The organism is Vibrio sp. YQ_11 (assembly GCF_043103065.1).
GTDB lineage: Bacteria > Pseudomonadota > Gammaproteobacteria > Enterobacterales > Vibrionaceae > Vibrio > Vibrio parahaemolyticus.
On sequence record NZ_JBICJM010000011.1, the window covers coordinates 118,547 to 138,215 of the forward strand.

Consider the following 19,669-nt stretch of genomic DNA (forward strand, 5'->3'; position numbering starts at 1 on the left):
GAAGAGTGAAGATTACATCTTCGCCTTTTCTACAACTTTCACCAAAGTCCAAGACTTAGTCTTAGACAGTGGACGACACTCTGCGATTTCAACAGTGTCGCCAATGCCACACTCGTTGTTTTCGTCATGTGCGTGTACTTTAGTCGTACGTTTAACGAACTTACCGTAAATTGGGTGTTTTACGAAACGTTCGATTGCAACAGTGATAGACTTGTCCATCTTGTCGCTAACAACACGACCTTGTTGAGTACGTTTTACTTCGCTCATTATGCGCCTGCCTTCTCAGTCAAAACAGTTTTCACACGTGCGATATCACGGCGTACAGCTTTCAGAGTATGAGTTTGCTGTAGTTGACCAGTTGCAGCTTGCATGCGCAAGTTGAACTGTTCACGTAGCAAATTCATTAGCTCAGCGTTAAGCTCTTCAACGCTTTTCTCGCGTAGATCTTGTGCTTTCATCACATCACCTGCTTAGTTACAAATGTAGTTTTGAAAGGCAGTTTACGTGCCGCTAGACGGAACGCTTCACGTGCCAATTCTTCAGGTACACCACCCATTTCGTACATAACCTTACCAGGTTGGATTTGGGCTACCCAGTACTCAACGTTACCTTTACCCTTACCTTGACGAACTTCTAGTGGTTTTTCTGTGATTGGTTTGTCTGGGAACACACGGATCCAGATTTTACCTTGACGCTTAACGTGACGTGTCATTGCACGACGTGCCGCTTCGATTTGACGAGCAGTTAGACGACCACGGCCAACAGCTTTAAGACCGAATTCGCCGAAGCTTACATCAGTACCTTTAGCTAGACCACGGTTACGACCAGTCTGAACCTTACGGAACTTAGTACGTTTAGGTTGTAGCATCTGTCGACTCCTTACTTACGGCCTTTACGCTGCTTCTTAGGCTTGTCGCCTTTAGGCTCTACAGCGTTAGCTGCTGGCATACCACCTAGGATTTCACCTTTGAAGATCCAAGTTTTAATGCCGATCACACCGTATTGAGTGTGAGCCGAAGAAGTTGCGTAATCAATGTCAGCACGTAGAGTGTGTAGAGGCACACGGCCTTCACGGTACCACTCTGAACGTGCGATTTCAGCGCCGCCTAGACGACCGCTTACTTCCACTTTGATACCTTTAGCGCCTAGACGCATAGCGTTTTGTACTGCGCGCTTCATAGCACGACGGAACATAACACGACGCTCTAGCTGAGACGCGATGCTGTCACCAACAAGTTGCGCATCTAGTTCAGGCTTACGTACTTCAGCGATGTTAATTTGCGCTGGTACACCTGCAATTTTAGCTACAGCTGCGCGTAGCTTCTCAACGTCTTCACCTTTCTTACCGATAACAACGCCTGGACGAGCAGTGTGAATAGTCACACGGATGCTCTTAGCAGGACGCTCGATAACGATGCGTGATAGAGACGCTTTTTTCAGTTCACTTGTAAGGAACTGACGTACCTTGAAGTCGCCGTCTAGGTTGTCAGCGAAATCTTTGGTGTTAGCAAACCATGTAGCATTCCAAGGCTTAACGATGCCTAGACGAATACCATTTGGATGTACTTTTTGACCCATTGCTTACTCTCCTAGTCTCTAGCGATCTGCTACAACAACAGTGATGTGGCTTGAACGCTTCAAGATACGATCCGCACGACCTTTAGCACGAGGCATAATACGCTTCATGGTTGGGCCTTCATCTACAAAGATTTTTGCGACATTCAGATCGTCAATATCTGCACCTTCGTTGTGCTCCGCGTTAGCGATAGCAGACTCTAGAACTTTCTTAACTAGTGCAGCAGCTTTTTTGTTGCTGAACGTTAGGATTTCTAGAGCTTGGTCAACAGATTTACCACGGATTAGATCCGCAACTAAGCGAGCTTTCTGAGGCGAAATGCGAGCAAAGTTATGTTTAGCAATTGCTTCCATTATCTACTCCTTAGCGCTTCTTAGCTTTCTTATCCGCAGCGTGACCGCGGTAAGTACGTGTTGGTGCGAATTCGCCCAGTTTGTGACCGATCATTTCATCAGTTACAAATACTGGTACGTGCTGACGACCATTATGGACAGCGATGGTCAAACCGATCATCGTAGGGATGATCATTGAACGACGGGACCAAGTCTTAATAGGCTTTTTGTCTCCGCTTTCCACCGCTTTCTCTACCTTCTTCAGCAAGTGTAGGTCAATAAAAGGACCTTTCTTGAGAGAACGTGGCATGGCGATTCCTCTTTATATAGATTACTTGTTACGACGACGTACGATGTACTTGTCAGTGCGTTTGTTCTTACGAGTCTTGAAGCCTTTAGTTGGCATACCCCAAGGAGATACTGGATGACGGCCACCAGAAGTACGACCTTCACCACCACCGTGTGGGTGATCAACCGGGTTCATTACTACACCACGTACGGTTGGACGTACGCCGCGCCAGCGTGAAGCACCAGCTTTACCAAGTTCGCGTAGCATGTGCTCAGAGTTACCAACTTCACCGATTGTTGCACGGCCTTCAGAAAGAACTTTGCGCATTTCGCCAGAACGTAGACGGATAGTTACGTACGCACCGTCGCGAGCAACGATTTGAGCGTAAGCACCAGCCGAACGAGCTAGCTGACCACCTTTACCAGGTTTAAGTTCAACATTGTGTACAGTTGAACCTACTGGGATGTTACGCATTGGTAGAGTGTTACCAGCTTTGATTGGTGCATCAACACCAGACTGAATAACATCACCAGCTACAACACCTTTAGGTGCTAGGATGTAGCGACGCTCACCGTCTTTGTAAAGAACTAGAGCAATGTTTGCGCTACGGTTTGGATCGTATTCTAGACGCTCAACTGTCGCTGGGATACCGTCTTTAGTACGTTTGAAGTCAATTACACGGTAGTGATGCTTGTGACCACCGCCGATGTGACGTACTGTGATACGACCGTTGTTGTTACGACCGCCATTCTTAGAGTTTTTCTCTAGAAGAGGTGCGTATGGCTTGCCCTTGTGTAGGTCAGCGTTAACAACTTTAACAACGTGACGACGACCAGGGGAAGTCGGCTTACATTTAACAATAGCCATTTTTAACTACTCCTGTTATTCCGCGCCGCCAACAAAGTCAAGATCTTGACCTTCTTTCAAAGTAACGTACGCTTTCTTAACGTCGCTGCGGCGACCTTGGCGTAGACCTTGACGTTTGGTCTTACCCTTAGTGATAAGAGTATTTACAGACTTAACTTCAACTTCAAATAGCTTTTCTACAGCTGCTTTGATCTCTTTTTTAGTTGCATCTTTAGCTACTTTGAAAACGATAGTGTTCGCTTTCTCAGCTGCCATAGTTGCTTTTTCAGAGATGTGCGGTGCACGTAGAACTTTTAGGATACGCTCTTCAGTGATCATGCTAGCATTTCCTCTACTTGCTTAACTGCTTCTGCAGTCATTACAACTTTGTCAAACGCGATTAGAGATACTGGATCGATACCAGCAACATCACGTGCGTCAACTTTGTATAGGTTACGAGCAGCTAGGAATAGATTCTCATCTACTTCGCTAGTCACGATTAGAGCGTCAGTTAGCTCAAGCTCTTTCAGCTTAGCAACTAGCTCTTTAGTCTTTGGTGCTTCAACTGAGAAGTTATCAACAACGATTAGACGCTCTTGACGAACAAGCTCAGAAAGAATGCTCTTCATAGCACCGCGGTACATTTTTTTGTTTACTTTTTGGCTGTGATCTTGTGGTTTCGCAGCAAAAGTAACACCACCTGTACGCCAGATTGGGCTACGAATTGTACCAGCGCGAGCGCGACCAGTACCTTTTTGACGCCATGGCTTAGCGCCACCGCCAGATACTTCTGAACGTGTTTTTTGAGCACGTGTACCTTGACGAGCACCTGCTGCGTACGCAACAACTACTTGGTGTACAAGAGCTTCGTTAAACTCACGTCCGAAAGTAGTTTCGGAAACAGTTAGTGCATCAGCACCTTTAACCATTAGTTCCATTACTTACTCCTGAGACGTTATGCTTTAACAGCTGGTTTAACGATCACGTTGCCGCCAGTTGCGCCTGGGACTGCACCTTTAATAAGAAGCAGGTTGCGCTCAGCGTCAACACGTACGATCTCTAGGTTTTGAGTCGTTACACGCTCAGCACCCATGTGACCTGCCATTTTCTTGCCTTTAAATACGCGACCTGGAGTCTGACATTGACCGATAGAACCAGGAGCACGGTGAGACAATGAGTTACCGTGAGTCATATCTTGAGTACGGAAGTTCCAACGCTTAACAGCGCCTTGGAAACCTTTACCCTTAGATGTACCAGTAACGTCTACTTTCTTAGTTTCGTTGAATAGTTCAACAGTTAGTTCAGCACCAACTTCGAACTCTTCGCCGTTTTCTAAACGGAATTCCCAAAGACCGCGACCAGCTTCAACGCCAGCTTTAGCAAAGTGACCTGCTTCAGCTTTGTTTACGCGGTTAGCTTTCTTAGAACCAGCTGTAACCTGAATTGCAGCGTAGCCATCAGTTTCAAGAGTTTTCACTTGAGAAACACGGTTAGCTTCAACTTCAACAACAGTTACTGGGATAGAAACGCCTTCTTCAGTAAATACGCGGGTCATGCCCACTTTACGACCGATTAGACCAATCATACTTCTAATCTCCCTTAACCTAGGCTAATTTGAACGTCAACGCCCGCAGCAAGGTCTAGACGCATTAGAGCATCAACAGTTTTGTCTGTTGGCTCAACGATGTCGATTAGACGCTTGTGAGTACGGATTTCGTACTGGTCACGTGCTTTCTTGTTAACGTGTGGAGAGATAAGAACTGTGAAACGCTCTTTACGAGTTGGTAGTGGGATTGGACCACGAACCTGTGCGCCAGTGCGCTTAGCTGTTTCAACGATTTCCGCTGTAGAAGCATCGATTAGTTTGTAATCGAAAGCTTTTAGGCGGATACGGATACGTTGGTTCTGCATGAGACAGAGCTCCAATTTTAAAAATTACACAAACAATATCGCCACTCAAACTCGTCAAGACGAGAGAATGCCGATTGATTTATGTGAAACCGTAGCATCCAAGATTAGGACGCATTGTCAGTTAATTTTCGATTAACAATCCCTACGTGCCAAAGTCACCTTTGGGGATAGTTTTTCCGAAGAAAAGATAGCTAATTGTATTAACCGCGAACATAAGCTGAGTCTACATTACCTAACAGTCCTATAAGGAAGTTAGCTCCTCACTGCTCATTGGTTCACAACTGGCTTAACCAGTGCGACGCATTATACAGATCACACTTTAGGTTGCAAGGGCTGAATGAAAAATAATCGAAACTATTTTTAACTTGCTGTTTTATGGTCACCTGCAAAATGGGCCATAAACAAAAAGGACGCCGAAGCGTCCTTTTCTAAACTGTAATCGTAATAGCAGTTGCTATTATTTCTTACCGCTTGATAGTGCACCGAAACGCTTGTTGAAGCGATCAACACGGCCGCCTGTATCAACGATACGTTGCTTACCAGTGTAGAATGGGTGACACTTGTCACACACGTCTAGGTGAATAGACTCTTTACCTAGAGTAGAGTTGAACTCGAAAGAGTTGCCGCAAGAACAAGTAGCGTTTACTGCTTTGTATTCTGGGTGGATACCAGCTTTCATGGGATAACCTCAATAGTAGGCCGTGTCGCTATACGAATCTAAGCCGCACACCACACGCAATTAATAATAAAATGGGATACCGCACCAACCAATTGCTGAAGCCATATCTCAAGGCGCGATATAGTAATGAATCCCCTAGATAGGATCAATACGTATGGCAATTTTTTCGCCACTTTTTTCACCAATCCGGTGATATTAGTATATTTCCGAACACACTCTGTAGGTTGACTCGTATTCCTGGGGCGATTTTAATAAACTCTACAGTCCTTTCTTCTTTTATATAGCTACGAATCTATGCATCCATCCATTGCTAGAGTGGCACTGCCCGTACCTCTCGACAAACAATTTGACTATGCCATCCCAGGATACCTGTTTCCTATCATTGGCGGGCGCGTATCCGTACCTTTTGGACGTCAAACGTTAGTTGGCATCGTCACCGCGATGGTTAATCACTCGGACTTTCCCCAAGATCAACTCAAGCCAATCAAAGCAGTTCTTGATTCTCAGCCGGTATGGTCTGAAAAGCTTTATTCGTTGCTGACTTGGTGCAGCCAGTTCTACCAATACCCACTTGGAGATACGCTACACAATGCGATGCCGGCAGCTCTGCGTAAAGGAAAGCCTGCAGATTTTGCGACGCTACAAGAGTGGCAAATTACCGAATCCGGTAAAGACAAGCTGATGCAAGGGCTTGATCGTCGAGCGGTCAAACAACAGAAGGTCTTGCAAATGTTGATTAACGGCGCTTTGCCTCACCAGGAATTTGTCGACCAAGAGATAGCCTCAACAGTACTAAAGTCTTTAGAAGAGAAAGGCTGGATTGAACGTATCGAGAAGAAGCCTGCAATCACCCAGTGGGGACAGCACGTTGAATCCGACGTCGAGAAGCCAAAGCTCAACCACGAACAAGCGCTGGCTATTGCGAGTGTAAATAGCCAAACAGGTTTTGCTTGCTATTTATTAGAAGGCGTCACGGGCTCAGGTAAGACAGAAGTGTACCTTAACCTGATCAAACCGGTCTTAGAGAAAGGTAAACAAGCCTTGGTTTTAGTACCAGAGATTGGCTTAACACCACAAACCATCAACCGCTTTAAACGCCGTTTTAATGTGCCAGTTGACGTTATCCACTCCGGGTTAAACGAGACGGAGCGTCTGAATGCATGGCTTTCTGCACGCGACAAAGCGGCCGGAATCATTATCGGCACACGCTCTGCCCTACTCGCGCCTTTTGCTGATCTCGGGATTATCATTGTGGACGAGGAACATGACACCTCTTACAAACAGCAAGATAGCTTGCGTTATCATGCACGCGATGTTGCTGTAATGCGCGCCCATAAAGAACAAGTTCCGATTGTTCTGGGCTCAGCTACACCTGCACTGGAGACATTGCACAATGCCTTGTCAGGCAAGTATCACCATTTAACCCTGACCCAACGCGCAGGCTCTGCGGTTCCTACTACTAATAAAGTGCTCGACGTCAAAGGTCAGTATTTAGAAAGTGGTTTATCTGCCCCATTGATTGCGGAAATGCGCAAACACCTTAAAGCAGGCAATCAGGTGATGTTGTTTCTTAACCGTCGTGGTTTCTCCCCTGCTCTCATGTGCCATGAATGTGGTTGGATTGCCGAATGCAAACGTTGTGATGCTTATTACACCTTCCACCAATACAGCAATGAGATTCGCTGCCACCATTGTGGTTCACAGCAACCAGTGATTCATCAGTGTCAGGGCTGTGGTTCAACTCAACTGGTTACCGTTGGTGTCGGTACCGAACAGTTAGAACAACAATTGGCACAACTGTTCCCCGAATACAAAGCCATCCGTATCGACAGGGATAGCACGCGCCGAAAAGGCAGCTTAGAAGACGCGTTGGAATCCATCCGTAAGGGTGAATATCAAATTTTGATTGGCACTCAAATGTTGGCTAAGGGACACCATTTCCCCAATGTAACGCTCGTCGCCTTGCTAGATGTTGATGGCTCTCTATATAGTAGCGACTTTCGCGCCTCCGAAAGATTAGCGCAGCTATTCATTCAGGTCGCAGGGCGAGCCGGACGTGCAAGTAAGCCGGGGGAAGTGGTTTTGCAGACTCACCATCCTGAGCACAGTTTGTTGCAAGCCTTATTGGAAAAGGACTACCGACACTTCGCTATGACGGCATTAGAGGAACGTAAACTGGCGCAGTTGCCACCGTACAGTTTCCTTACTCTATTTAAAGCCGAAGCGAATCAGAGCGAGATCGTAGAAGATTTTCTGCGTCAAGTTCGCTTTACCTTAGAATCGCACCCTTTATTTGACGACACCTGCATGGTGCTTGGTCCAACACCATCGCCTCTCGCCAAACGCGCAGGCAAATACCGTTGGCAGCTGTTACTCCAAACCCAGCACCGTTCATTAATGCAAAAGTTATTAACCAGTGCCAAACCTGCTATTGAGTTGTTGCCTAATTCCAAAAAAGTTCGCTGGAATTTAGACATAGAACCACAAGATCTCAGCTAGCAAACGTTTAACTATGTAATGAATTACCTTTTAATGTGATGAGACTCACATCAAGATTGCAATTTTTGTTAAACAGACCGTAACTTTCCCGATAGAAATGAATAGACTATCCAAATTAGCAAAGTCTAAAGTGGGTTTACCCCATAGGCTTAGATTAAAACAATGACTATTCCCAAAATTTGAAGCAGTAGCCAAGCGATGCTTTATCGCCTACTCCCTAAAAATAACCACTAACAACGTGATTAGATAGGCACTGATTACCAGTGATAAAGACCTACGACTTCTGACAGGGAATAACGTCATCTTGGCAAAAATTTGAGAGGTTAAACACTATGGCGACAATGAAGGATGTTGCCCAGCTTGCGGGAGTGTCGACAGCTACGGTATCTCGAGCATTAATGAATCCAGAAAAAGTCTCTTCTTCAACAAGAAAAAGAGTCGAAGATGCCGTCCTTGAAGCGGGCTATTCTCCAAATTCATTAGCGCGTAATCTACGTAGAAACGAATCAAAAACGATTGTTACCATCGTTCCTGACATCTGTGATCCTTACTTTTCTGAAATCATTCGTGGTATCGAAGACGCAGCTATGGAACATGGCTACCTCGTACTGCTCGGTGACAGCGGCCAGCAGAAAAAGCGTGAAAGCTCGTTTGTGAATCTAGTGTTCACCAAACAAGCCGATGGCATGTTACTGCTTGGTACCGACCTGCCATTTGATGTCAGCAAGCCAGAACAGAAAAACCTGCCACCAATGGTCATGGCTTGTGAGTTTGCGCCAGAGCTAGAATTACCAACCGTGCACATTGACAACCTAACGTCTGCTTTTGAAGCGGTCAATTACCTAACTCAACTTGGCCATAAACGCATAGCACAAATTTCAGGGCCAGACACAGCGGTATTGTGCCAGTTCCGCCAGCAAGGTTATCAACAAGCCTTACGTCGCGCGGGGATCAGTAAAGACCCACAATACAGTGTTATCACTGAGTTTTCTTTTGACGGCGGCGCGAAAGCTGTACGTAAGTTGCTAGAACTTCCAGAGCCACCAACTGCGATTTTCTGCCACTGCGACACCATGGCAATCGGCGCAATCCAAGAAGCGAAACGACTCGGTCTGCGCGTTCCGCAAGATTTGTCAGTGGTTGGTTTCGATGATATCAACTTTGCTCAATACTGCGATCCACCGTTAACGACCATTTCTCAACCTCGTTATGAAATTGGCCGCCAAGCGATGCTTATGATGCTTGAACTACTTAAAGGCCATGACGTTCATTCAGGTTCACGCTTACTAGAAACTAAGCTTGTTGTCCGTGGTAGCGCAGCGCCACCGCAACGCGCCTAAGCGCTCGGTAGTCCAACGCGACCTATCATGTAAACTAACGATAAGCGGTACCCATTGGTGCCGCTTTTTGTCTTCTCTATCTGATACGTAGCTATCAAGATTACATCAATAGGGTGTTTTCTCGACCCGTTCTGGATTAACATATTTGGAAGAATCCTTGATGACCAGAAGTAACCGTGGCAAACAGAGATTATGTGAGACGGGGGCGAGGCGCTCCAAAAAAGTCGACAAAAAAACAACCTCCCAAAAGAAAACCTTGGCGTAGTGGTCTACTTGCAATCTTGCTTGTGGGCGGTTTTGGCTATGGTCTGTATTTATTAAGTAACGATCCAGAACCGAAACCACCCGTGGTTCAACAACCTACCACGACCGTCAGTAAGCCAAAGCCGAAAAAGGATTTGCCACCACCACCTGAAGAGAAGTGGGAATACGTCGAATCTTTACCCAAGCGAGAAGTGGAAGTCGTCGCCAAAGAAATCGAAGTATCTAAAATCCCATACGTAATGCAGTGTGGCGCTTACAAAACCCAAGCACAGGCCGAAGAACGAAAACTGGCTATTGCTTTCCAAGGTCTTTCGAGCAAAATTCGTAAGAAAGAAGGCAGTTCTTGGTACCGTGTTGTACTTGGCCCGTACAAGTTCAAACGCGATGCAGAAAAAGATCGCCACAAGTTGCAACGCGCGAAAATCGAACCGTGCGCAATTTGGAAAGAAAACTTCTAATCTCACAAAGACCAACCGCATTCGCTGTTGGTCTTTTTTATTCCTCGCGTGTTATTGGCATCATCAGCGTTAGCAAATGTGAAAAACGCCCTCCCCTTGAATCCCAAGTTCCTCTCCCCCATATACTGAATTAAATCCAAAGAGAAATAATTAAGAGGTCGACTGTGACTACCATTGTATCTGTACGTCGAAATAACAAAGTCGTCATCGCGGGTGATGGCCAAGTATCTCTAGGCAATACCGTCATGAAAGGTAACGCGCGCAAAGTTCGCCGCCTATACAACAATAAAGTGCTTGCTGGCTTTGCTGGCGGTACAGCGGACGCCTTCACCCTATTTGAACGCTTTGAAAGCAAACTACAAATGCACCAGGGCCACCTGACGAAAGCAGCCGTAGAACTGGCAAAAGACTGGCGCAGCGACCGAGCTCTTCGCAAATTAGAAGCGTTACTTGCTGTTGCAGACGAAACAGCATCACTCATCATCACTGGTAACGGCGATGTCGTTCAGCCAGAAAATGATTTGATTGCGATTGGTTCTGGTGGTGCATACGCACAAGCAGCCGCAACTGCACTTTTAGAAAATACTGACTTAGATGCACGTGAAATCGCGGAAAAGGCACTAAACATCGCTGGTGATATCTGTGTATTCACCAACCATCACCACACCGTAGAAGAGCTAGACTCAACTACAGAGCCTGAAACCCCAGCCGCGTAATCGTAACGAAGTAAGGAAAGAATATGTCTGAAATGACCCCTCGCGAAATCGTTCATGAACTGAACCGTCACATCATTGGTCAAGACAAAGCAAAACGTTCGGTTGCGATTGCCCTTCGTAACCGCTGGCGTCGCATGCAGCTAGAAGAAAGCTTGCGCGTCGAAGTCACACCGAAGAACATTCTGATGATTGGTCCAACTGGTGTTGGTAAGACAGAGATTGCTCGTCGTCTTGCTAAACTAGCCAATGCGCCATTCATCAAAGTCGAAGCAACAAAGTTCACCGAGGTGGGTTACGTTGGTAAAGAAGTTGAAACCATCATTCGTGACCTGACTGATGTCGCTGTGAAGATGACCCACCAACAAGCGATGGAAAAAGTAAAATTCCGCGCTGAAGAACAAGCTGAAGAGCGCATTCTCGATGCACTACTGCCACCAGCACGCGATAGCTGGGGTCAAGTCGAGCAGAAAGAAGACACCTCAAACACTCGCCAAATCTTCCGTAAAAAACTACGTGAAGGTCAGCTAGACGATAAAGAGATTGAAATCGATGTAGCCGCGCCTCAAATGGGTGTGGAGATCATGGCACCTCCTGGTATGGAAGAAATGACCAACCAGCTACAAGGTATGTTCCAAAACCTTGCCGGCGACACCAAGAAAAAGCGTAAGCTGAAAATCAAAGACGCGATGAAAGCGCTGGCAGAAGAAGAAGCAGCAAAACTTGTAAACCAAGAAGAGCTAAAAGAAGCCGCGATTTTCAACGTAGAAAACAACGGTATTGTTTTCATTGATGAAATCGACAAGATTTGTAAACGCGGCGAAAGCTCTGGCCCGGACGTGTCTCGTGAAGGTGTGCAACGTGACTTACTTCCTCTGATCGAAGGCAGTACCGTTTCGACAAAACACGGCATGGTAAAAACAGACCACATTCTGTTTGTTGCATCCGGTGCTTTCCAGGTCGCGAAGCCTTCTGACCTTATCCCAGAGCTGCAAGGCCGTCTGCCAATCCGTGTTGAACTTGAAGCTCTAAGCAGTAACGACTTCAAACGCATTCTGACCGAACCTAAAGCGTCATTGACTGAGCAATACATCGCGTTGATGAAGACAGAAGATGTAGACATTGAATTTACTGAAGACGGTATCACGCGAATTGCAGAAGCCGCATGGACGGTAAACGAAACCACAGAAAACATCGGTGCTCGTCGTCTGCATACCGTTATGGAACGTCTGATGGACGAAATCTCTTACGATGCAGCAGAGCAATCTGGTGCTAAGTTTGTGATTGACGCAGCTTACGTTAAAGAACGTTTAGGCGATACGATCGAAAACGAAGACCTAAGTCGCTTTATTCTGTAACTAGTAAGAATCAATTAGCCTAGAAAATTACCTAGTGTAAATGTACATATTTGGAAATTTTCATTTGGTTCATTTAAGCCATTACCATCACGCCACTTTAAATAAGAGTGACACTGGGTAATGGCTTTCTTTATCTACGCGAAAATGATACTAAATTTCAAAAAAAAATATCCATAGACGATGAGAGCGCAATGCCTATACCTCTATGGATAACGAATTAAATTTACTCTAATCTCGTAGCGCCATGTAACACGCGTTTTCACCTTATTGTAGGATGAGAGCTTTTAGACAACTAATCGAAATCTATGTTTAATATCAATTAGATGATTCCTCTTCCTGAATAAAGAAAGCGTACTCAGACATAGACTCTCAAGTATAGAACCTGAAACAAATATAATTAAAGGTTTTGTATCTTATAGTTCGTCACAATATTCGTTAGCTGTGACAGTAGGGCATTGCAAACGTGTGGATTGCACAGCTTGGTCAATCAATGCCGCTGACGCCCCAACTAACACAGACACAACAATGCCACTAGATGTAATTGTTCCTTTCGGGCCAAATACTGGCGCAGCGGTGATCACTCCAGCAACACTCGCAGTTCCTGTAATTGCCTTACCAAGCGTTTGATACAAAGACATAAAAACTCCATTATTAACAAGTTAAAAAAGGTTGCCGATGGCAACCCTTTCGATTGAATAACACACTTTGAAACTTCTCGTTTATCGTAATAAAAGGTCATTCAACTAAATGATATATATTCATAAATAGCTCAAATCAAAGTAGCTGACTTCCCTCACATCAACGTGTCAATAGAATGCTCTCCATCCAATCATCTACTTCACTTTCTACCCATGCCACCGCACGGTCACCTAAGTTGACCGACTTCGGGAAAGCATCATCGTTCATTTTTCGGTAGATAGCCGATCGGCTTAATTCAGTCTTTTCCATCACTTCTTTCAGCTTTAAAATCTCATGGGACCTACTCCTAATTCATTGACCCATGGGATAACGCTGTGGGTCAGAAAAAACGTTCAGGACTCTTATTCACTCTGAATCTAATCACTTTCAGATATATGTCCTCTTAGTGAAGTACCTATCGTTTAACACTTGGAGGACCTATGTCGACCAATCACCTTCACTACCAAAAACAAAAGAAACATCAAGAAAATGAAATCCTAGAGCATGCCGCTGAAATCCTCGCTAACCGCTACGTTCGAGGTAATGCCCTTTGTAACCCGGAAGCAACCAAAGAGTATGTTCGATTCAAACTAGCCAGCGCTGAACACGAGGTTTTCGCTCTGCTACTGCTTGATAGCCAACACCGTGTCATCGAATTTAAATCACTCTTTAAAGGCACCATTGATTCCGCTAGCGTTTATCCTCGCGAGGTCGTCAAAAGCGTTTTGGAAGTGAATGCAGCGGCGGTCATTCTGGCGCATAACCACCCTTCCGGTGACCCTTCCCCATCTCAAGCGGATAGGCGTATCACACGCAAGCTCATCGACGCTTTAGCGTTAGTGGATGTCAGGGTGCTTGACCATATCGTTGTCGGAGAAAGCAGTGTCTCGTTTGCAGAAAAGGGGTGGCTATGATCAACACGATTTGTGGTGGCATTTCTTTAGCGCCACAATTGCATCAACTATTGGAGAAGCTATTGAAGGGGTACTCTTTACCTGACAATGCCAAACAGTTGCTCCTAACTTGCCGCCAATTAAGCTACTACCGCCATGGCCGAGGTATTCATCCTGTTGAAGTGCAGTTCAAACGCACTACAAATTCAGAGCCCTGGCAGGTTGTCTTCTTTGCCAGCTTTTCTTATCCATTTGAAAGTGCGCTCAACGTTCAGCCTGAACTGTACTTTCACCTTGCCCAGGGATGGTGTTATCAACCCGACACAGGGGCGGTAAACCTTGAACATCCAGAAGTACTCGACCTTCTTCAGGTATGGATGAAAACGTTCGCTCGACACCTTTCAAGCATGGATTTTGACGAGATCGATTTATCCATCGTTGGAAAGTAAGCCTCTGCCACCTAATCACGACACTTCATGACGCAGGTGTGACAAATTACGTCGTATCATTTTCGCTTAAGACATTGATACGACGAGCTTTGTCGCACCTTTTTGATATTGTCATGCCCAACAGAACGAACCTTGTTGAACTGACCATGACGCAACCTAACCAAACTCAGTATCACCTTGAGCTTATCTTGGCGATTTACAACCTTATTCCTTACAATAAGAAAATCACCGCCAAGCAAATTCAAACTCAACTGTCCCCGCTTGGTTTAGAGCGTTCCTTACGCACTATCCAACGTAATCTGTCCGCTATCTGTGCCATGTTTCCCAATGTCATGGTGGATGATAGAGACAAACCCTTTGGCTACCAAAAAACCGAAGCTCTGAAGATGAGCACAACGGCTCACGAAGCGGTATTGCTCTATTGGCTCATCGAGTCAACCAAGCATCACCTGCCTAACAGCCTTGCTCTACTCTTAGATGACTTTCTCTCGAACATAACCCCTGAAGACATCAATAACCATCAAAATCATTGGTCATCTAAAGTTCCTATCACCGTCCAAAACCCATTAAGTAACCACATTCAAGTCGATATTCAGGTTTTCCAGATTGTATGCCTAGCGACACTTCAACAGCGTCTTATCTCATTAAAGGTAAACGAAGGTGACGACACTCTGCGCCTAACTAACGTTCAACCAATAAGTCTCGCACTCCATCACGGAAGTCCTTATCTAGTTTGGCGGACACACTCGCATACCAAGTTGAACACCTTACCTTTTAGCAACATCCAAGAGGCCACCATGTCGAGCTTTCGCTTTGAACTTCAAACGGATGCAACTCTGCTCACCTCTGAAGTTCAAGAGCTGTTTGATATCTCTGGCTCTCATCTTGAATTCAACACAACAGTCCCCTCTAAAACTTACTATGGAGAAATAGAATGAACCTATCTAAAACCCTACTTACCACTGCTCTCTTTACCGCTCCTTTCGCCTTAATCGGGTGTGGCGGCTCTTCTGGCGGGAGCGACAATAATAACTCTGGACAGCCGTATCAATTTGGGGGTGCTGTACAAAAAGGTCCTCTACAACCTGGCTCCGTCGTCACCGCCTATGAACTTAACCAAGACTTAGAACAGACCGATACCTCGTACACCACTCAAATCGAGGACTATGAAGGTAATTACAACATGAATGAGCGGTTCAATACGCCTTATGTCGAGCTCGTTGCACAGGGAGATTACTTTAATGAGCTCACAGGAAAAAGTGATGAGCAGATGCGCATGAGCGCTTTTGTCGATATGAACGCGACGACACAAGTGAACTTCAATGTTGCTACAGCGGCTATGAAAGCCAGTATCATGGCAAAGGTACAAGCCGGACAGTCCTTTGATGAGGCGGTACATGAAACCACCTCTGAGCTGCTAAGCCTTTACAGTTATGACCCTGCGCAATGGGCAGACGATATTAACTTCTATAACGTCAACCTTTCTAACGCTGGCGATACCAGCACTGTGCTGCTCGTTATCTCTGCAAGTACTTTAACCATGGCGACCGAAAACGGACTCACGTTAGAGCAACAAATCGAGAAAATTGGTCAGGTCTTGTTAGAGCCTAAGTCCGTTCAGTTTGAAGAGATGAAACAAGCATTAACCCAGTACAGCCTCGCGCTATACAAAACTGCCGCTTATGAAAATACTCAGAAGTACTACGCAGACAACGGTCTAGACTTTGATATTCCACACGTGGATTACTTCATCGACATCGATGGTGATGGTGTGCTACCTAACAAAGACTTACCTGTGTTCCGCTACACTTCTGGGCTATCACTCGCTGCAACTGAAGAATCCATCGGCGAAGAAGTACCTGCTGGCGCTGGTGCTATCGATTACCAAGGTCGTCCTATGACGTTCGAAGTTATTGGTGAATTCAAACACGGTGAAATCGCATCGATTGAATACACTGATAGTGGTGTTAGCATTTGGTACCGTTTGACCGATATCAACATCACTGAAACAGTTGATGACTGCGTTACCATCAACACGGTAAAACCTGCACCTGCTAACTTCACATACGATGCATGTGTTACTCTAACCAAACAGTAATCTTCAGCAGTTCGTAAAAATAGGAAGCCTAGCTTCCTATTTTTTTGTCAGACTCCCAATGTCATTGTGGAGCACAACGAAGCGTATTCAGAAATAATACGTGAATAACTAAGTACGTGAGACGGCATTTACACTGACACAGACATAGGGTTCTGAGGACGGATATCATTAACACTACTGTTGTTATCGAGGCCAATATACCAGCGGCGCATGACCGTACTACCCAATGCCGTGTGCTTATCTAGTATATTCCGAATGGCAGATTGAAACTAAGAGGCATATGCTATTCCAGTTATCTCTACACTTATAATCAATCTAAAGAGCAATCACGTTTCGAAATACTAAACAGGTGTGTATATTGGCTATCATCCTTGACTCGTTCCAAAGCAACGTTTTCCTTCACCATAATGCTTCGTTCTATTTTTGGCAAAGTAACTGAGTCTTGTAAAGAGGGCCTGGTATTTATTCTCGAAGTCATATTTATTTTGGTCTAAGTAATGTGTACCTTTATAAACAAGTTGAACCAACCTATCTGCATTATCAACATGCTCTCCTAGTGCACTACTCCATGCATCCATAATGAGTCTTACTAAACTCTCTTCATTATCTCTATAACCGCTACTAAAATATCTATCTTTATTAAAAAACAGGACAAGGTGATAGTGGTCATTGTCAGATTTATTCCTTTCCCTACACCAAACATATCGTAGGTGACATGGATATACCCTTTTCTCACTCGCTTTCATTCTTTTTTCTTGCGCTTTTATTTTTGCCTTCAATGATTCAAAGAATCGTTTAATGATATTTTTTTGATTAAATGTATTGTTCAAAATCTCATCTCTGCGAAGTATGTCTTTTTCACTATCAGAAACAGGAAGTCTCAGATCCAGTCTTAACGCATGAACTCTCTTATAGTCTTTTAATGCTTTAGACATGGTTAATATGATCCGATCTAGATAGTGTGTATTGAGTTCACTGACCGGATAAAGAATCTCTAAGCCTTTGTAAGTATAAATCATCATTCATTCTCTTTGGTATTAATCCAAAGATATGAATTACTGTGTTATTTAATACATGGTATTTAAGGAGAGCATACTAATTCTACTAGGTAATGGTATCTAGGATATGAGTACTTCGTTAAGTATGTGTTATGTATATTAACCATACCAACATATCGGGTAAGAGTTCAGTCTAAGCCTCCTGTATAACAGATGCAAAAGAGCGACTCTGAAATTAGCGACAACCATGAGGAATTAGTTAATGTCAGCGTTTAACTTACATCTCCGGCTAAAACTACATTGTAGTTTTATAGGCACAAATCCAAATAGATTGAAACTACATTGTAGTAAATATAAGATACTAGTTGCTATACATTAACATTTCAGAGGGTTTAATTATGGGAAATTACAATGTCAAAATTGAAGATGAAACTATGGGAAGATTCTATGCTCGTCAGCTATCAACACATGATATTAGAGCAGTATGGGAAGAATCATTAAGTATTAAAGAAAATGAAAGTATAATAAATGCTGCTCTTAAATCATATTCATTCGAAGATTGCAAAAGGATTGTCGGGAAAATAGAAGAAAAATATAATTCAATTTTATATATAAAAAATGAAATAAGAAAAAATGAAAGATTTTGTAATTTTTCATGGTTTTATATTCAAAAAAAACCATCAGGAAAAATATCATTGAATCCAAATGGAAGCAGTTTTAAAGAAAGAGTAGCCTGGGTAATATCATATATAAGAAAGGTAAATAGAAGCAAGCATAGCCATATTGAACTAGAGAGGGCTATTGTAAGAAAGTGGTATTTATCACTTGATAAAACTGAGATCATTTCATGGTTGAAAGATGATGAAGAAAAAATAAAATGGGCATGGAGCTACATACTTAAACATGAGCCTTTGGTTATTAAATATATTTGGAATAATAAAAAATCAACGCAAGACCTGAAAGATTTCATTATCGCTTTTTTTGATACAATTGAAGAGAACAAAAGAGATATTACTATTAAAAGGATAAAAAAGGCATGGGATCAAAAGAAGTTTAGAGATAAAGTTCAATCTAAAAAGCAATATTGTATAAACTTATCTGAAAGCAGCAATGAAAAACTTAAAGCTATATCAATTTCAAAAAACATGAAAAGAAATAAAGTTATAGAATCACTCATAAATAATGAATTCTTAAGGCTATAGGAATCTCGCTGTATTGCTTTTAATACTCATATTAGTTTACTTAATCGTCTTCTATTTGATTTAAGTTAATGGTGTACATAAAAATTTATGTCTATACTGGGCACATTGGTTACTAGCACGAAATTTCCATGAAACAATCTCTACAGATCTGGCTTGAAGCCGCTCGCCCTAAAACATTGCCTCTCGCTCTGGTGTCTATTTTAACTGGTAGCGTACTTGCATACTCAGCCGGTCATTTCTCTTTGACCATCGCAATCATGGCCTTTGCTACGGCAACCTTATTGCAGATTCTATCGAACTTAGCCAACGACTATGGCGATGCAGTAAAAGGCACCGACAATGAAAACCGTTTAGGTCCACAGCGTGCGATGCAGACTGGTGCCGTTAGTGCCAAACAGATGAAACAGGCGATCATTTTTAATATCGTGCTTACCGCCATCTCGGGCTTGGTTTTGGTGTTTTACGCGCTGAGCTCGCCAGAAAGCATCATCACCTTCATCGGTTTGGGTATTCTTGCCATTATCGCGGCGATTGCTTACACCATGGGCAGTAAGCCCTACGGTTATGTCGGCTTAGGCGATATTTCCGTATTCCTGTTCTTTGGTCTGCTAGGCGTATCTGGTACATACTTCCTGCATACTGGGCATGTAGACACCACTCTATTCTTACCAGCTCTGGGCTGTGGTTTACTCGCGGTAGCGGTACTGAACATCAACAACATGCGTGATATCGAGAACGATCGCGAATGTGGAAAGCGCACGGTCGCCGTCCGTTTGGGTCAACACAAAGCCAAGCAGTACCACTTTATCTTACTTGGGGGTGCTATTTTAGCGTTTGCGGCTTACTTGTTAATTCAAGACAAACCTCTGTGGATTAGCCTACCCTTCTTATTGAGCGTTTATGTCGTCATTCATCACGGTAAAGCCGTTTGGGATACAGAAAAACCTGCACAAATCGCTCCAATGCTGCCAGTTATCGTAAAATGCTCATTAGTCACTAACGTTTTGTTTGCAACAATTGTGGTAGCTCAAACTCTGGTAAGTTAAAAAAGGATTGTCATTGCATTGACTTAATGCCTAGATATAC

General features: G+C 44.1%; 26 protein-coding genes. 11 read left to right on the plus strand and 15 right to left on the minus strand.

Annotated features, from left to right (window positions below; genetic code table 11):
* Window positions 1-12: 12 nt before the first annotated feature.
* The 12 genes from rpsQ to rpmE form a co-directional block, all read right to left on the minus strand.
* A complete protein-coding gene (gene rpsQ, locus ACF8EG_RS08860) occupies window positions 13-267 on the minus strand; it encodes a 30S ribosomal protein S17 (RefSeq protein WP_005461671.1) in 255 nt (84 codons plus the stop codon).
* On the minus strand, window positions 267-458 hold the full coding sequence (gene rpmC, locus ACF8EG_RS08865; protein WP_005379576.1) for a 50S ribosomal protein L29: 192 nt from the start codon (window positions 456-458) through the stop codon (window positions 267-269). Before rpmC ends, rpsQ begins: the two co-directional genes overlap by 1 nt.
* Window positions 458-868, minus strand: a complete 411-nt coding sequence (rplP, locus tag ACF8EG_RS08870) for a 50S ribosomal protein L16 (protein WP_005379577.1) — start codon at window positions 866-868, stop codon at window positions 458-460. Before rplP ends, rpmC begins: the two co-directional genes overlap by 1 nt.
* An 11-nt stretch (window positions 869-879) precedes the next feature.
* The gene (gene rpsC / locus ACF8EG_RS08875) at window positions 880-1,578 is read right to left on the minus strand and encodes a 30S ribosomal protein S3 (protein ID WP_005383161.1); all 699 of its coding nucleotides are present in this window, start codon (window positions 1,576-1,578) and stop codon (window positions 880-882) included.
* An 18-nt stretch (window positions 1,579-1,596) separates the two neighbouring features.
* A complete protein-coding gene (gene rplV, locus ACF8EG_RS08880) occupies window positions 1,597-1,929 on the minus strand; it encodes a 50S ribosomal protein L22 (protein ID WP_005383164.1) in 333 nt (110 codons plus the stop codon).
* Between the two features lie 10 nt (window positions 1,930-1,939).
* The gene (gene rpsS, locus ACF8EG_RS08885; protein WP_004394525.1) at window positions 1,940-2,218 is read right to left on the minus strand and encodes a 30S ribosomal protein S19; all 279 of its coding nucleotides are present in this window, start codon (window positions 2,216-2,218) and stop codon (window positions 1,940-1,942) included.
* A gap of 21 nt (window positions 2,219-2,239) precedes the next feature.
* Window positions 2,240-3,064 (minus strand): 50S ribosomal protein L2, encoded by an 825-nt coding sequence (gene rplB, locus ACF8EG_RS08890; RefSeq protein WP_005489461.1) that lies wholly within the window; start codon window positions 3,062-3,064, stop codon window positions 2,240-2,242.
* Window positions 3,065-3,079: 15 nt separating this feature from the next.
* A complete protein-coding gene (rplW, locus tag ACF8EG_RS08895; protein ID WP_004398471.1) occupies window positions 3,080-3,382 on the minus strand; it encodes a 50S ribosomal protein L23 in 303 nt (100 codons plus the stop codon).
* Window positions 3,379-3,981 carry a 50S ribosomal protein L4 gene (gene rplD / locus ACF8EG_RS08900; RefSeq protein WP_005379556.1) on the minus strand — a complete coding sequence of 201 codons (603 nt, stop codon included), beginning with the start codon at window positions 3,979-3,981 and terminating at the stop codon, window positions 3,379-3,381. The genes rplW and rplD overlap by 4 nt, the downstream gene beginning before the upstream one ends.
* 17 nt (window positions 3,982-3,998) lie before the next feature.
* The gene (rplC, locus tag ACF8EG_RS08905; RefSeq protein ID WP_005456132.1) at window positions 3,999-4,628 is read right to left on the minus strand and encodes a 50S ribosomal protein L3; all 630 of its coding nucleotides are present in this window, start codon (window positions 4,626-4,628) and stop codon (window positions 3,999-4,001) included.
* Window positions 4,629-4,642: 14 nt separating this feature from the next.
* Window positions 4,643-4,954, minus strand: a complete 312-nt coding sequence (gene rpsJ, locus ACF8EG_RS08910; RefSeq protein WP_004410492.1) for a 30S ribosomal protein S10 — start codon at window positions 4,952-4,954, stop codon at window positions 4,643-4,645.
* Between the two features lie 457 nt (window positions 4,955-5,411).
* Window positions 5,412-5,633: a 50S ribosomal protein L31 gene (gene rpmE, locus ACF8EG_RS08915; protein ID WP_005457203.1), complete on the minus strand. Its 222-nt coding sequence runs from the start codon at window positions 5,631-5,633 to the stop codon at window positions 5,412-5,414.
* A 294-nt stretch (window positions 5,634-5,927) separates the two neighbouring features.
* On the opposite strand from rpmE, the gene priA reads away from it, so the two are divergent.
* The 5 genes from priA to hslU all read left to right on the plus strand — a co-directional run bounded on the left by priA (window position 5,928) and on the right by hslU (window position 12,265).
* Window positions 5,928-8,132 (plus strand): primosomal protein N', encoded by a 2,205-nt coding sequence (gene priA / locus ACF8EG_RS08920; RefSeq protein ID WP_047732672.1) that lies wholly within the window; start codon window positions 5,928-5,930, stop codon window positions 8,130-8,132.
* Window positions 8,133-8,425: 293 nt separating this feature from the next.
* Window positions 8,426-9,472, plus strand: coding sequence for a DNA-binding transcriptional regulator CytR (cytR, locus tag ACF8EG_RS08925; RefSeq protein ID WP_254894148.1), 1,047 nt, complete (start codon window positions 8,426-8,428; stop codon window positions 9,470-9,472).
* 176 nt (window positions 9,473-9,648) lie between these two features.
* The gene (ftsN, locus tag ACF8EG_RS08930; protein WP_005481405.1) at window positions 9,649-10,194 is read left to right on the plus strand and encodes a cell division protein FtsN; all 546 of its coding nucleotides are present in this window, start codon (window positions 9,649-9,651) and stop codon (window positions 10,192-10,194) included.
* 164 nt (window positions 10,195-10,358) lie between these two features.
* On the plus strand, window positions 10,359-10,910 hold the full coding sequence (gene hslV / locus ACF8EG_RS08935) for an ATP-dependent protease subunit HslV (protein WP_005455873.1): 552 nt from the start codon (window positions 10,359-10,361) through the stop codon (window positions 10,908-10,910).
* Window positions 10,911-10,933: 23 nt separating this feature from the next.
* Window positions 10,934-12,265: an HslU--HslV peptidase ATPase subunit gene (gene hslU / locus ACF8EG_RS08940; RefSeq protein WP_047732675.1), complete on the plus strand. Its 1,332-nt coding sequence runs from the start codon at window positions 10,934-10,936 to the stop codon at window positions 12,263-12,265.
* A 413-nt stretch (window positions 12,266-12,678) separates the two neighbouring features.
* Here hslU and ACF8EG_RS08945 read toward each other — a convergent pair whose 3' ends face one another.
* Both ACF8EG_RS08945 and ACF8EG_RS08950 read right to left on the minus strand, forming a co-directional pair.
* Window positions 12,679-12,903, minus strand: coding sequence for a hypothetical protein (locus tag ACF8EG_RS08945; protein ID WP_023624902.1), 225 nt, complete (start codon window positions 12,901-12,903; stop codon window positions 12,679-12,681).
* Between the two features lie 160 nt (window positions 12,904-13,063).
* The gene (locus ACF8EG_RS08950) at window positions 13,064-13,213 is read right to left on the minus strand and encodes an AlpA family phage regulatory protein (protein ID WP_023624903.1); all 150 of its coding nucleotides are present in this window, start codon (window positions 13,211-13,213) and stop codon (window positions 13,064-13,066) included.
* Between the two features lie 170 nt (window positions 13,214-13,383).
* Between ACF8EG_RS08950 and radC the strand changes: the two genes are divergently transcribed.
* From radC to ACF8EG_RS08970, 4 genes are all read left to right on the plus strand, one after another.
* On the plus strand, window positions 13,384-13,857 hold the full coding sequence (gene radC, locus ACF8EG_RS08955; RefSeq protein WP_025604192.1) for a DNA repair protein RadC: 474 nt from the start codon (window positions 13,384-13,386) through the stop codon (window positions 13,855-13,857).
* Entirely contained in the window at window positions 13,854-14,285 is a 432-nt protein-coding gene (locus ACF8EG_RS08960; protein ID WP_025604194.1) for a DUF2787 domain-containing protein, read from the plus strand. The genes radC and ACF8EG_RS08960 overlap by 4 nt, the downstream gene beginning before the upstream one ends.
* A gap of 113 nt (window positions 14,286-14,398) precedes the next feature.
* On the plus strand, window positions 14,399-15,223 hold the full coding sequence (locus tag ACF8EG_RS08965; RefSeq protein ID WP_047732683.1) for a YafY family protein: 825 nt from the start codon (window positions 14,399-14,401) through the stop codon (window positions 15,221-15,223).
* Window positions 15,220-16,383 (plus strand): hypothetical protein, encoded by a 1,164-nt coding sequence (locus ACF8EG_RS08970; protein ID WP_047732685.1) that lies wholly within the window; start codon window positions 15,220-15,222, stop codon window positions 16,381-16,383. The genes ACF8EG_RS08965 and ACF8EG_RS08970 overlap by 4 nt, the downstream gene beginning before the upstream one ends.
* A 365-nt stretch (window positions 16,384-16,748) precedes the next feature.
* Here ACF8EG_RS08970 and ACF8EG_RS08975 read toward each other — a convergent pair whose 3' ends face one another.
* Window positions 16,749-17,405 (minus strand): inovirus Gp2 family protein, encoded by a 657-nt coding sequence (locus ACF8EG_RS08975; RefSeq protein ID WP_047732688.1) that lies wholly within the window; start codon window positions 17,403-17,405, stop codon window positions 16,749-16,751.
* Between the two features lie 374 nt (window positions 17,406-17,779).
* On the opposite strand from ACF8EG_RS08975, the gene ACF8EG_RS08980 reads away from it, so the two are divergent.
* The gene (locus ACF8EG_RS08980; RefSeq protein WP_047732689.1) at window positions 17,780-18,583 is read left to right on the plus strand and encodes a hypothetical protein; all 804 of its coding nucleotides are present in this window, start codon (window positions 17,780-17,782) and stop codon (window positions 18,581-18,583) included.
* Between the two features lie 128 nt (window positions 18,584-18,711).
* The gene (locus ACF8EG_RS08985) at window positions 18,712-19,629 is read left to right on the plus strand and encodes a 1,4-dihydroxy-2-naphthoate polyprenyltransferase (protein WP_005457195.1); all 918 of its coding nucleotides are present in this window, start codon (window positions 18,712-18,714) and stop codon (window positions 19,627-19,629) included.
* The last annotated feature ends 40 nt before the right edge of the window (window positions 19,630-19,669 follow it).

Coding starts and splice junctions, on each gene's coding strand:
- rpsJ (WP_004410492.1), bottom strand. CDS start 4,954: ATGCAGAACCAACGTATCCGTATCCGCCTAAAAGCTTTCGATTACAAA.
- ACF8EG_RS08985 (WP_005457195.1), top strand. CDS start 18,712: ATGAAACAATCTCTACAGATCTGGCTTGAAGCCGCTCGCCCTAAAACA.
- rplD (WP_005379556.1), bottom strand. CDS start 3,981: ATGGAACTAATGGTTAAAGGTGCTGATGCACTAACTGTTTCCGAAACT.
- rplP (WP_005379577.1), bottom strand. CDS start 868: ATGCTACAACCTAAACGTACTAAGTTCCGTAAGGTTCAGACTGGTCGT.
- rpmE (WP_005457203.1), bottom strand. CDS start 5,633: ATGAAAGCTGGTATCCACCCAGAATACAAAGCAGTAAACGCTACTTGT.
- ACF8EG_RS08970 (WP_047732685.1), top strand. CDS start 15,220: ATGAACCTATCTAAAACCCTACTTACCACTGCTCTCTTTACCGCTCCT.
- priA (WP_047732672.1), top strand. CDS start 5,928: ATGCATCCATCCATTGCTAGAGTGGCACTGCCCGTACCTCTCGACAAA.
- rplB (WP_005489461.1), bottom strand. CDS start 3,064: ATGGCTATTGTTAAATGTAAGCCGACTTCCCCTGGTCGTCGTCACGTT.
- rpsQ (WP_005461671.1), bottom strand. CDS start 267: ATGAGCGAAGTAAAACGTACTCAACAAGGTCGTGTTGTTAGCGACAAG.
- rplW (WP_004398471.1), bottom strand. CDS start 3,382: ATGATCACTGAAGAGCGTATCCTAAAAGTTCTACGTGCACCGCACATC.
- rplV (WP_005383164.1), bottom strand. CDS start 1,929: ATGGAAGCAATTGCTAAACATAACTTTGCTCGCATTTCGCCTCAGAAA.
- rpsS (WP_004394525.1), bottom strand. CDS start 2,218: ATGCCACGTTCTCTCAAGAAAGGTCCTTTTATTGACCTACACTTGCTG.
- ACF8EG_RS08965 (WP_047732683.1), top strand. CDS start 14,399: ATGCCCAACAGAACGAACCTTGTTGAACTGACCATGACGCAACCTAAC.
- rplC (WP_005456132.1), bottom strand. CDS start 4,628: ATGATTGGTCTAATCGGTCGTAAAGTGGGCATGACCCGCGTATTTACT.
- ACF8EG_RS08980 (WP_047732689.1), top strand. CDS start 17,780: ATGGGAAATTACAATGTCAAAATTGAAGATGAAACTATGGGAAGATTC.
- rpmC (WP_005379576.1), bottom strand. CDS start 458: ATGAAAGCACAAGATCTACGCGAGAAAAGCGTTGAAGAGCTTAACGCT.
- ACF8EG_RS08960 (WP_025604194.1), top strand. CDS start 13,854: ATGATCAACACGATTTGTGGTGGCATTTCTTTAGCGCCACAATTGCAT.
- radC (WP_025604192.1), top strand. CDS start 13,384: ATGTCGACCAATCACCTTCACTACCAAAAACAAAAGAAACATCAAGAA.
- ACF8EG_RS08975 (WP_047732688.1), bottom strand. CDS start 17,405: ATGATGATTTATACTTACAAAGGCTTAGAGATTCTTTATCCGGTCAGT.
- ACF8EG_RS08950 (WP_023624903.1), bottom strand. CDS start 13,213: ATGGAAAAGACTGAATTAAGCCGATCGGCTATCTACCGAAAAATGAAC.
- ACF8EG_RS08945 (WP_023624902.1), bottom strand. CDS start 12,903: ATGTCTTTGTATCAAACGCTTGGTAAGGCAATTACAGGAACTGCGAGT.
- hslU (WP_047732675.1), top strand. CDS start 10,934: ATGTCTGAAATGACCCCTCGCGAAATCGTTCATGAACTGAACCGTCAC.
- rpsC (WP_005383161.1), bottom strand. CDS start 1,578: ATGGGTCAAAAAGTACATCCAAATGGTATTCGTCTAGGCATCGTTAAG.